We start from the raw sequence: 12208 nt of genomic DNA on the forward strand, positions 1-12208 counted from the left end.
TCAGCAACGATATGCCTTCTTTAATGCCTTCTTTAACGCCTTATTTTTGCTGTTTCGCTTCCAGCGTGGCGAACCACGGAGCGATAAAGTCCTGAGACTGGCCCCAGCCTGGAATAATTTTACTCAGGGATGCCATATTCACATTACCCGAATGGCCTGCCAGCAAGGCCTGGGGAATTACCGCAGCTTTAAAATCGTAGGTAGCCGGTGTCGGCTCGCCAGCAATTTTGTAAGCAACCAAACGGACATTGATAGCGCCAATCAGTTTTGGGTCAACAGCTGCTGTCACTTTCCACGGGCTGTTGGCCTCGCGCATCAGTTGTAAATCCTGGTTAGACGCATCAATGCTGTACAGTTTGATTTCAGTACGGCCATTCTCTTCCAGCGCTTTATAAGCCCCCTGGCTGAACGCATCCCAGGTACCCCAGATTGCGTCAATTTTCCCTTTCGGGTATTTCGCCAGCACCGCGCCCACTTTATTAGCCGTATCGCCCTGCACATCAGAAGAGACTGCGCCAATAGATTCCAGTTCATGGATCCCCGGGTTGTCTTTGCGCATTTTTTCGTATTCAGCCTGGCGGCGCTCCATCGGTGGGAAACCGGCCACCCACAGCTTGATGATATTGGCTTTACCATTGAAGTCTTTTACCAGTTGGCCAAAGGAGAGCCGCGTCAGTGAAGCATCATCCTGCTGGGTGGCAGTCACACCCGGAATGTTACCTGTTACCGCTGTATCAAAGACTGACACTTTGATCCCGCTATCCACAATACGTTTTACCAGTGCTGTTGAATAAGGTTCGCGGCCCTGAGACAAGATAATCCCGTCGTATTTCTGGCTGATAGCCTGGTTTACAAAATCCTGAAAGCGCGCATCATCGCCATTGGTTAGAAACACGCTCACTTTGAACCCCAGCTTCTTGCCCTGTTGAATGGCACCGGCAAGAAACTGCGAAGTATTATCATCTGAGCCCAGATTACGAATCACCGCGATTCTTATTGGCCCATTGTGGTCTGCAATTGCCGCAGGCACTGGTGCAAGTGTGGCAGCAAAACTGGTGGCGGTACCAGCCAGTAACCCAAGGGTAATTAACGAGTACTTCAGCATTTTCATTATTGTCTGTTTCCTGTCTGTTTTAGATGATGTTGTGCAATATGTTGCAGGTTTGCCCCACACAAAATTCGCCTGATTAACGGCGCTGGATATAAGTCAGGGCCAGAGCGCCTGCCAGTACCAGGCCTTTAATGATGTCCATGGCGTAATACGGTACAGAGATCATCACCAGCCCGTTTTGCAGCACACCAAGAATGATGGCGCCCAGCAAGGTTCCCAGCGCATTGGGTTTCCCTGAGCCTGCCAGTGAAAAACCTATCCAGGCGGCAGCCACAGCGTCCATCAGGTAGCCACTGCCTGCGTTTACTTGAGCTGATCCAATGCGTGACGCCAGTAAAATCCCACCCAACCCGGCAAGTAACGAGGCCAGCACATACGCCAGCACACGGTAGCGTGTGGTGCGAATACCAGACAGCCTCGCTGCTTCCGGATTTCCTCCAATGGCATACATCCGGCGGCCATGAGTCGTCAGCGAGAGGCCAAGTTGTGCCACCACTGTAACCACCAGCATGATTATTACGATGACTGGCACCTGGCCCAGTTGGCTGAAGCCCGGCGGAATAAGGCCTTGCGCCATATCACCACTCGGCAGCACCATATTCTCCGTAATGGAACCACCGTAGCTGTAAGTCATCGCCACGCCCTGAATAACAAACAGACTGGCAAGGGTTGCCAGCATGTCGGGAATTTTCAGAACCACAATCAGAAAGGCATTAAACACCCCAACCAGGCAGCACAACGCCAGCGTGATGACTATCGCCTGCGTTGTGTCAAAGCCGTACCAGACAAACAGGGAAATCACCAGGGCATTGGCAAGTGAAGCGGTCGAGCCCACCGATAAATCAAAGCCGCCAACAGTCAGCGACAACGACACGCCCACCGCAATCACGGTTACGATAGCGATAGAACGCAGAATATTGATAATGTTATGCGGGTCGAGAAAGTTATCTGTCGTTAGCCCAAATAACCCAATCAGGGCCACAACAGTGAGCAACATTCCCCACTTATAGAAAAAATCAAACAGACGCTGGCGCCCGGGGGCCTTCGCTTCAAGGGACAGGGCTTTACTCACGCGGGTGTTCCTCCAGTGGAATACATCAACAAAATTTCTTCGCTGGCCTCACGACTATCCAGTTCCGCCACAATACGCCCATCCCAGAGCACACAAATTCGGTCACACAACCCAACCAGTTCGGCAAATTCGCCACTGGCGTAAATCACCCCTTTTCCCTGCTCCGCAAGACCGGATATCAGGGTAAACAAATCGGTTTTAGCCCTGACATCCACCCCTTTAGTGGGTTCATCAAAAATCAGTACATCGGCGTTGCCTTTCAGCCACTTACCAATCGCTACCTTTTGTTGATTACCACCAGACAGGCGCCGTAACACCTGATCAGGCCCGTGAGTGCGCACACTAAGGCGCGCTATCACTTCTTCTGCCCAGCGCCTGGCGGCACCGAAACCAAACAGACCGCCACGGGAAAAGTGTTTATCCGCGCTGACGGATAAATTCATGGCAACCGGCTCATCAATAAAAATGCCCTCTTTGCGCCGCTCTTCCGGCACCAGAGCTATGCCACGAGAAACTTCGTGCGCCGGGCTTACTGGCCGCCATGTTTTACCACGCAACACCCCATGAGCCACCTGGCAAGGTGAAGCGCCAAATAAGGCTTTGCACAATTCCGTTTTACCCGCGCCTGCCAGCCCGGCAATACCCAGAATCTCCCCCTCGCGCAGGGTTAAACTGATATCGCGTAACAGATGTTCATCATTCAGCCCTTCAACCGCCAGTAATACAGGGGCATCTGCCGCCACACCGGTCCGTTCCGGGTAGAGGTTATCCAGGGTGTGGCCCAGCATTTTCTCTACCACTTCCTCGCCAGACAGCGATGCCATTGCCCCGGTTTCAACCAGGCGGCCATCACGTAATACTGTGAGCGTGTCGCAGATAGCTTTAAGTTCATGAATGCGATGGGAGATAAACACCACGCCAATCCCCTGAGCCTGAAGACGCCGGACCACGGCAAACAGGCGGTCGCTTTCATGCTGGTCAAGGGGAGCGGTGGGTTCATCGAGGATCAGAAAGCGGCAATGGTGAGACAGCGCACGCGCGAGCAACACATGTTGTTTCTCAGCAAGGGAGCAATGCTCAATGGTTTTTTTTACATTAAGGCTGATATCCAGTTGTGCCAGTGCTTCGCGCGCCTGCTGCCAGACAGCGCGCCAGTTAAACCCATGCCCGGGAGCCGCCAGGTGGTCAAGCATGATGTTTTCACCCACGCTGAGTCCGGGTACCAGCGCAACATCCACTTCCTGCTGTACCAGGTGAATGCCCAGTTGCTTTGCGTCACGCGGTGTACGCAATTGCACCGGTTCACCATCAAGCAAAATCGCCCCTTCATATTGCGCCCATATACCAGACAACACAGCCATAAGGGTTGATTTTCCGGCACCATTCGCCCCCGTCAGCGCGTGAACACTTCCGCCTCTAAGAGTGAAATCCACGCTCTGCAAGGCATTAAAACCACCAAAGCTGATGGAAATACCACGCATCTCAATCTGGTGAGGTTGTGCCATAAATGCCAGTCTCTATGAAATTAACCAAATAATTGAGTCTGATGACAAACTTCATGTCCGCACAGAACAAGAGGATGCCACCCGATAAAAAACCTGGAAAATCAATTCATTGATTTTCGTCCGCTCACTAAAAAGAAGGAAAAACCACGCTTTTTCCTTCTTTTTCATCAATCTGATAATTCATGGTATTTTTCATATTGCCCCGGCCATGACAATGAATGAAATGGCATAACATAAAGCGAAATATTATTAGCCATCCGGACATCCAGACGCATTATTGGGCAGATAATATAAAACAGAGAGGATTGCTTCTGTCCCCACTCAGACAACGGACGAAAATCGCCTGAACACAGACAGAAACCGAATATATGCGACATAACGGCAGCCGCGTTGTGCCAGGCCCGGCAAGCTTCAGGCCCCAGCCTGGCGCACAGAACCAATGTGCGTGTGTTACCAGAACAGCGCAAACTGGCGCTACAGGAAACTGGCACCAGTACACCTGCAAGCGGCACTGAAAAATATCGAAGCCGTAACTCGTTAAATGATTGCGACCTGCACAGACTTATTACACGCAGGCCGCCATAAAGCGCCGTCGAATATCTTCCGTGGGCAAGTTTCTGCCAATGATAACCAGCCGGGAACAGGCTGTTTCACTGTCACGCCAGGAGGAGCCATAATCAAACCCCACCACGCTGTGTATTCCCTGTACCACCAGGCGTTCTGGTTTTCCCGCAACCGCCAGCACACCTTTATAACGCAACATATCCGCACCCCAGTTTTCCACGCACCAGTTCATAAACTCACCTGCCGCATGCAAATCCAGCCAGCCTGCTTCGAGCACCAGAGACGAAATGGCGTCATCCCAGTGCCGGGTTACGCGTGGCTGTGAAAGTGGCTGGAAGCTTAGCGCCTGGTCCAGTTGTGGCCGGGCAATAAAAAAGCCACGCTGCACAGTGGCGTCATCACTCAGCGTGAAAGCAGCCAGATCAAGCCATAACGCTGCAGGGCACTCCCCGTTGGTTACCTGGTAAATCGCGGCACGCGGGTTGATACGGTTAAGGCGGGCCATTACGGCATCGCGTTCCTCGGGTGTCACCTGGTCACCGTGGGTGACCAAAATCCGGTCAGCAAACCCCACCTGAGAAACCGCCACCGGGTGCTCATCCAGTTGCCGGTGAATGTGTTGCGCATTCGCCAGGGTCACCACGGCGTCCAGTTGCAATGACTCACGTAAGCGCTCATCCACAAAGAAGCTTTGAATAACCGGAGCCGGGTCGGCAAGCCCCGTGGTTTCCACCACCAGCCGGTCAAAATTCAACCCACCATCAGCCCGCTTATCCAGCAGGCCATGCAATGCCGCGGTGAACTCGCCACGCACATTGCAACACAGGCAACCATTGCTTAACTCCACAATACTGACGTTATCACCTGCTTCCAGTAATGCGCCGTCAATATTCACCGGGCCAAACTCGTTTTCCACAATCGCCACAGCTCCCGCTTGCGGCTGGTGCAAAAAGTGGTTAAGCAGGGTGGTTTTCCCTGCCCCCAGAAACCCGGTCAGCAAGGTGACAGGGACTGTTATTGATTGCATAAATATCCTGTATTAACAGCAGCGCGGGCCGCCATTGCCGCCATAACGGGCATCCTGGCGCTCACGGAAAAATTCTTCATAACTCATTGGTGTCTGTTCGGGGTGATTCAGCCGCATATGCTGCACATAGTTGTCATAATCCGGCACCCCGACCATCAGTTTGGCGGCCTGACCCAAATACTTTCCGGCTTTTGCAAGCGTATCAAACATGTTTCCTCCTTCCGCCTGCCCTGGTCATCACAGGGGCGGTTGCCCGCCCCTGCCGCTTTAATGTGCGTTACGAGCCGAGTGCGTTGCTACCGGTGTTTCTGGCGGCATTGCTTCCCACGGCACTTCATTCACTGTCGGTTTATCACTGTTCAGCGCTTTCAGGCAGCAGCGTAATGCAAACCAGGCCAGCACCACGACAACGACCATGAAAAACAGCGTCAGCCCGGCATCAAGGCGGTTGTTAAATATCAGCCGCACCAACTGGCCTTCTGTATATTTCGCCGGAATCGTGCCGGTATCGATCATGGTCTGGAATTTGTTGGCGATAGCCAGGAAACCAACACGCGGGTCGCTACTGAAGGTTTTCACCCAACCGGCAGACAAGGTACAAATCAGTAACCAGGCGGTCGGCACCAGCACAACCCAGGCATAACGCTGGCGTTTCATTTTAAACAGCACAACCGCACACAACAGCAGCGCCATGCCTGCCAGCATCTGGTTGGCAATCCCGAACAACGGCCAGAGCGTATTAATCCCGCCCAGCGGATCGACCACGCCCTGATACAGGAAATAGCCCCAGGCCAGTACACACAGCCCCGTAGCAACCAGGTTAGCCGGTAATGAATCCGTGCGTTTCAGGCCAGGTGAAACCAGGCCGAGTAAATCCTGGAGCATAAAGCGCGCGGAACGCGTGCCTGCATCCACCGCCGTCAGAATGAACAAAGCTTCAAACAAGATAGCGAAGTGATACCAGAAAGAAACATCCATCAGGCCACCCAGCGCCCCATGAAGAATGTAGGCCATACCTACCGCCAGCGTTGGGGCACCACCAGCGCGGGAAACTATACTTTGTTCACCCACTTCACGGGCAATGTTGTGCAGAATATCCGGTGTTATCTGGAAGCCCCAACTGCTGACCACATGTGCGGCCGATGTCACCACATCAACGGTATTGTCCGGCACCAACAGTGCAAGCGGGCTGTTCATAGCAAAGTAAACACCCGGGTCAATCACACACGCCGACACCAGCGCCATAATGGCCACGAAGGATTCCATCAGCATGCCACCATAGCCAATAAAACAAGCCTGGTTCTCATTCGCCAGCATCTTCGGTGTAGTGCCAGAGGCAATCAGTGCATGGAAACCAGACACCGCGCCGCAGGCAATAGTAATAAACAGAAACGGGAACAAATCCCCGGCCCATACCGGCCCGGAGCCATCAACAAAACGAGTCAGGGCTGGCATTTTCAGCTCAGGGCGAACCAGCAAAATACCCACCGCCAGGCCAAGGATAGTGCCAATTTTAAGGAAGGTAGACAGATAATCGCGAGGAGCCAGCAGCAGCCAAACCGGTAACACGGCAGCAATGAAACCATACACGCCCAGCATAATGGTCAGTTGTACACCCGTGAAATCAAAAAAAGCCGACCATGTGGGGCTTGCCGCCACCCAGCCACCAGAAATAATGGCGAACACCAGCATCACCAGGCCAATAACCGAAACTTCACCAATCCGCCCAGGGCGCAAATAACGCAGGTACACCCCCATAAACAGCGCCAGAGGAATGGTAAACGCAACGGTCCAGGTTCCCCACGGGCTGTGGGTCAGTGCTTTCACCACAATCATTGCCAGCACCGCAAGAATAATCACCATTATCATAAAACAGGCGACCAGTGCGATAACCCCGGCAGTATTCCCCATTTCCGCTTTAACTAACTCCCCCAAAGAGCGGCCATCGCGACGGGTAGAAACAAACAGCACCATAAAATCCTGTACTGCACCGGCCAGCACTACGCCAGCCAGTAACCACAGCATACCGGGTAAATAGCCCATCTGCGCCGCCAGCACCGGGCCAACCAGCGGCCCCGCCCCGGCAATCGCGGCAAAATGGTGGCCGAACAATACTTTTTTATCTGTCGGGACATAATCCAGCCCGTCGTTATGGCGCACGGCAGGTGTCATGCGGGTGGCATCCACCGACAGCACTTTATTGGCAATAAACAGCCCGTAATAACGATAAGCGATTAAGTACACGCAGGTTGCCGCTACGACAATCCATAATGCATTAATTTGCTCACCCCGATTTAACGCAATGTAGCCCAGAGCAAAGGCACCCAATAGTGCCAGTATGCCCCAGACAAGGTGTTTCCCCGTGTTATTCATAGGGTTTCCTTTTTTATTTTCACAACAGAGGTTTGACAGAGGATATGTGCGCTTATTTGACCTGCTTCTGTGGGTAAAAAACGCTGCAGGGATCATGCTTTAAGCAAAATGTTAAATAAAATGAAAAGGAATGTAATTTCGATGTAAATCACAAAACAGCGGCAGATCACTGCATCAGGCAAAAATGTACCCGGGGCTTGCATCGTATAAAAATAAAAATAAAAATGAGAGTAATTTTCATTAACCATGATGGCGATATAGTGAAACAACCCGTTCTGTTTTTCATCTCCTGCCTGATGGCGCTGTTGTCCTGCTCCGCACAGGCCAGCGGCTGGCCACGCACATTCACTGACAGCAAAGGAACCCATACGCTTCAACAGGCGCCTGTACGCATTGTTTCCACCAGCGTCACACTCACGGGTTCGTTACTGGCGCTGGATGCGCCAGTCATTGCCAGCGGTACAACCCGGCCAGGCAACAAAGTGTCTGATGAACATGGTTTTTTACGCCAGTGGGGAGAGATAGCTGTTCAGCGTAACATCCAGGCCCTGCCTCCCGGAGAGAGCAACCCGGAACTGATTGCCACCCTGCGCCCGGACCTGATTCTGGTGAGCGCGACGGGCCTCGATTCAGCAATGGCTGAGTGGGATAAGTTGTCAAAAATAGCGCCAACAATCGTAATTAACTATGGTGACCAAAGCTGGCAGGAATTACTGACCGAACTGGGGAAAATTACCGGGCACGAACAGCAAGCGGCAGCGCGTATTGCCCAATTCAGTACGCACCTTGCACAGGTAAAATCTGCGATTACATTGCCGCCTCAGCCGGTAAACGCCCTGGTGTGGAATGCCCGCGCTTCGCAGGCTAATGTCTGGACAAGGGTGTCTGCTCAGGGGCAGTTACTTTCCCAACTGGGATTTACCCTGAGTGAACCCGGCCAGGAACAGCGCATGGTCAGCCTGCGAGGCACACGCCAGGATATTATTCCACTACAAGGCGAAAACCTGGTTGTCGGGCTAACCGGGCAAACATTTCTGCTGTTTGCCGCCAACTCACAAGATGTGGCATCGGTAGAAAATCACCCTCTACTGGCTCACCTTCCGGCAGTAGAAGCCAGGCGTGTCTATGCCCTGGGTGGGGATAATTTCCGCCTGGATTATTACAGTGCCAGCCACTTACTGGACACATTAGCGAAGTTATTCCCTGCCCACTAATCATCGCTACCACACCGGCCCTGCTCCTGTTCCACCTTGAGTAAACCGTGGCGAGCCGGGCCGAAAACACCTGCCAGTTATTTGATTCAGAACAGTAAATACGCAATAAAAGCATAAAACAGCAAAAATAATGAAAACGCTATTGATAATTATTTCTATTTGCAATAGCGTATTGCTCGCTGTTAATCACCGTGCCTGTAGCACTTATAAAAAATAAGGCGTCTTGCTGGCTGCCGGATTTTGCCAGACAAGCCGTTCCGCGCACTTTCACGCATTTTGTTGCCCGGTTTCCGTGGGAGGGAGCCTGTACCGGCAACAAGACGAGCAGGAACTCAACATGATTAGAAAACGCAATACACTGGCTACGCTGGTGCATCTGGGAATTTATGGCTTTGCGCTTCCGGTCTCAGCAGCCAGCACGACAACACAAGAAGACACCATTGTTGTCAGTGCGGCGGAGCAAAACCTTCAGGCCCCGGGTGTTTCAACCATTACGGCTGAAGAAATCAAAAAACACCCCGCCGCACGCGATGTGTCAGAAATTATCCGCACCATGCCTGGCGTGAACCTGACCGGTAACTCAACCAGCGGTCAACGTGGTAACAACCGCCAGATCGATATTCGCGGTATGGGGCCCGAAAACACCCTTATCCTGATAGACGGTAAACCCGTTACCAGCCGTAACTCCGTGCGCCTGGGCTGGCGTGGTGAACGAGATACACGCGGTGATTCCAACTGGGTTCCTGCTGAGATGATCGAGCGCATTGAAGTCATTCGCGGCCCGGCGGCGGCGCGTTATGGTAATGGTGCGGCAGGTGGCGTGGTCAATATCATTACCAAACCCAGTTCCAGTGAATGGCACGGCTCATGGAACACCTATTTCAACGTTCCACAACATAAAGATGAAGGCGCCACCAAACGAACCAACTTCAGCCTGACAGGGCCAGTGGGTGGAGACGTAAGCTTCCGCCTGTGGGGAAACCTGGCGAAGACACAGGCCGATGCCTGGGACATCAACAAGGGCCATGAAGAAAACCGCACAGGCACGTTTGCCGGTACTTATCCCGCCGGGCGCGAAGGTGTTATCGATAAAGACATTAATGGTCAGTTGCGCTGGCAGTTCGCCCCTATGCAGTCACTGACTTTTGAGTCTGGTTACAGTCGCCAGGGCAACCTGTATGCAGGCGACACCCAGAACACCAATACCAGTGCGCTGGTAAAAGAGAACTATGGGAAAGAAACCAACCGCCTGTACCGCCAGACTTACTCCCTGACCTGGGCAGGCGCCTGGGATAACGGTGTCTCCACCAACACCTGGGCGCAGTATGAGCACACGCGCAACTCACGCCTGAGTGAAGGGCTGGCTGGCGGGACCGAGGGGTTATTCTCCAGTAACAAATTTGTCGATATCGACCTGAGCGATATCCTGTTGCACAGTGAAGTGAACCTTCCGCTTAACCTGCTGGTCAACCAGACTCTGACTCTGGGTAGCGAGTGGAACCAACAGCGGATGAAAGATAATGCGTCGAATACCCAGGCATTGTCAGGTGGCAGTCTTGACGGGGTTTCCAGCACCAACCGCAGCCCATACGCCAGTGCGGAAATCTTCTCACTGTTTGCCGAAGACAACATGGAACTGACCGACAGTACTATGTTAACCCCGGCGTTACGTTTTGATCATCACACCATTGTGGGGAATAACTGGAGCCCGTCACTGAACCTGTCTCAGGCGCTGAGCGACGACTTCACACTGAAACTGGGGATTGCCCGCGCGTATAAAGCCCCCAGCCTGTACCAGACCAACCCGAACTACATTCTCTACAGTAAAGGCCAGGGCTGCATGGACAGCTCAACAGCCTGTTATTTGCAGGGGAACGCAGACCTGAAAGCCGAAACCAGTATCAACAAAGAGATTGGTTTAGAGTTTAAACATATGGGCTACCAGGCAGGGTTGACCTGGTTCCGTAACGATTACCGTAACAAGATTGAAGCGGGTTATTCTGCTGTTGGCGCCACCGGCTCCACCAATATCTATCAGTGGGAAAATGTGCCGAAAGCCGTGGTTGAAGGGCTGGAAGGAGCGGTGAATGTGCCTGTTACTGATACAGTGGCCTGGAATAATAACCTGACCTGGATGCTGCAAAGTAAAAACAAAGAAACCGGTGACCGCCTGTCGATTATTCCGCAGTTTACCCTTAACTCAACGCTGAGCTGGCAGGTACGCAGCGATGTTTCTCTGCAAAGTACCCTCACCTGGTACGGACGCCAGAAACCGAAGCTGTACAACTACCAGGGCGAACCGGTTTCAGGCAGTGAGAAGACCGAAGTCAGCCCCTACAGCGTGATTGGCCTGAGTGGTACCTGGGATGTTAACAAAAACCTGAGCTTTACTGCCGGAGTGGATAACCTGTTTGATAAACGCCACTGGCGTTCCGGTAACGCGCAAACCACCGGTAACAGCAACACCAACTCTTATATGTACGGCGCGGGGGCCGCAACCTATAACGAATCTGGCCGGACGTTCTTTATGAGTATGAATACCCAATTTTAAATCTCCGCGGCGTCTGGTTCTCAGGCGCCGTTTTTATTGAAACGCTCCCCAGTTTCGTCTGGCACAGCGTCACATTACTCGCCGTTCCTTTTTCAAGAAATCACAGTAAAATAACGCGTTATATGCTGTGCCTGTTGAGTAAACCTGATGCATCACAATGCCTGCACGCCCTGTGCGCTTTGCAGAAGCGGCCATAACCCGCAACACAACAGAATGTATAAATATGAAAACATCTGTCTGGCTGGTGCAGGCGCGGTATAATGATGCTTTCGGGAGTACCGGTTGCCCGCCTTTATGCCACGGTGGTATACCCGTTCAACGCGAACTTGCGTTAGCGGTATAAACCGTTAAAATTTAGACAATTAGCAGCGTTACTCTGTACATATTGAACAACTCTGGTGACAGTACGCTCCCATTAATCACCTCAACAGGTTCTGGCTATGTCAATACCCACACACCGGCAGCTTATCGCCGTTGCTATCCGCTCTCCGGAAGAGGCGCTGCCTTTCCCGCTGGATCAAATCAAGCAATCACTACTTGATGGCGTCACCGTGGAAGCACTGATGTCCACGCTTAATCAAAAAGGGATCCGCGCCTGGCGCGAAAGTGAAAGCGACCAGGGCGATGTTACAGCCTTCTGGATCCAGGGTGGTGGTGAACAGGCGGTGCTTATTTCCTGCCAGTACGGCGATATCCCCATTCACTGAGCCAGTGAAAAATCAGAAAAACGTCGCTCTGGCCCGGTTATTCACTTTTTCTTTTTGCCTTCCTGCACGCACAGCCGCAAAATA

The 12208-nt window shown here is 52.5% G+C and carries 9 protein-coding genes; 3 read left to right on the forward strand and 6 right to left on the reverse strand.

What is annotated here, in order from left to right:
- Positions 1 to 40: 40 nt before the first annotated feature.
- From MPHASIOC01_RS19930 to cstA, 6 genes are all read right to left on the reverse strand, one after another.
- Positions 41 to 1111, reverse strand: coding sequence for a sugar ABC transporter substrate-binding protein (locus tag MPHASIOC01_RS19930; RefSeq protein ID WP_353613124.1), 1071 nt, complete (start codon positions 1109 to 1111; stop codon positions 41 to 43).
- A 76-nt stretch (positions 1112 to 1187) separates the two neighbouring features.
- On the reverse strand, positions 1188 to 2183 hold the full coding sequence (locus tag MPHASIOC01_RS19935; protein ID WP_353613125.1) for an ABC transporter permease: 996 nt from the start codon (positions 2181 to 2183) through the stop codon (positions 1188 to 1190).
- Positions 2180 to 3688, reverse strand: a complete 1509-nt coding sequence (locus tag MPHASIOC01_RS19940) for a sugar ABC transporter ATP-binding protein (protein WP_064599580.1) — start codon at positions 3686 to 3688, stop codon at positions 2180 to 2182. The genes MPHASIOC01_RS19935 and MPHASIOC01_RS19940 overlap by 4 nt, the downstream gene beginning before the upstream one ends.
- Positions 3689 to 4253: 565 nt before the next feature.
- On the reverse strand, positions 4254 to 5279 hold the full coding sequence (locus MPHASIOC01_RS19945; RefSeq protein ID WP_064599578.1) for a GTP-binding protein: 1026 nt from the start codon (positions 5277 to 5279) through the stop codon (positions 4254 to 4256).
- Between the two features lie 12 nt (positions 5280 to 5291).
- The gene (locus MPHASIOC01_RS19950; protein WP_036109624.1) at positions 5292 to 5489 is read right to left on the reverse strand and encodes a YbdD/YjiX family protein; all 198 of its coding nucleotides are present in this window, start codon (positions 5487 to 5489) and stop codon (positions 5292 to 5294) included.
- 57 nt (positions 5490 to 5546) lie between these two features.
- Complete coding sequence (gene cstA, locus MPHASIOC01_RS19955; protein ID WP_064599577.1) at positions 5547 to 7652, reverse strand: pyruvate/proton symporter CstA; 2106 nt, start codon at positions 7650 to 7652, stop codon at positions 5547 to 5549.
- A 296-nt stretch (positions 7653 to 7948) separates the two neighbouring features.
- On the opposite strand from cstA, the gene fepB reads away from it, so the two are divergent.
- The 3 genes from fepB to MPHASIOC01_RS19970 all read left to right on the forward strand — a co-directional run bounded on the left by fepB (position 7949) and on the right by MPHASIOC01_RS19970 (position 12124).
- Positions 7949 to 8866 carry a Fe2+-enterobactin ABC transporter substrate-binding protein gene (gene fepB / locus MPHASIOC01_RS19960; protein WP_156519091.1) on the forward strand — a complete coding sequence of 306 codons (918 nt, stop codon included), beginning with the start codon at positions 7949 to 7951 and terminating at the stop codon, positions 8864 to 8866.
- 337 nt (positions 8867 to 9203) lie between these two features.
- A complete protein-coding gene (locus tag MPHASIOC01_RS19965; RefSeq protein WP_353613126.1) occupies positions 9204 to 11417 on the forward strand; it encodes a TonB-dependent siderophore receptor in 2214 nt (737 codons plus the stop codon).
- A gap of 440 nt (positions 11418 to 11857) precedes the next feature.
- Complete coding sequence (locus tag MPHASIOC01_RS19970) at positions 11858 to 12124, forward strand: hypothetical protein (RefSeq protein WP_051691374.1); 267 nt, start codon at positions 11858 to 11860, stop codon at positions 12122 to 12124.
- Positions 12125 to 12208: the final 84 nt, after the last annotated feature.

Origin of the sequence: Mangrovibacter phragmitis, assembly GCF_040429585.1 — a bacterium.
Lineage (GTDB): Bacteria > Pseudomonadota > Gammaproteobacteria > Enterobacterales > Enterobacteriaceae > Mangrovibacter > Mangrovibacter phragmitis.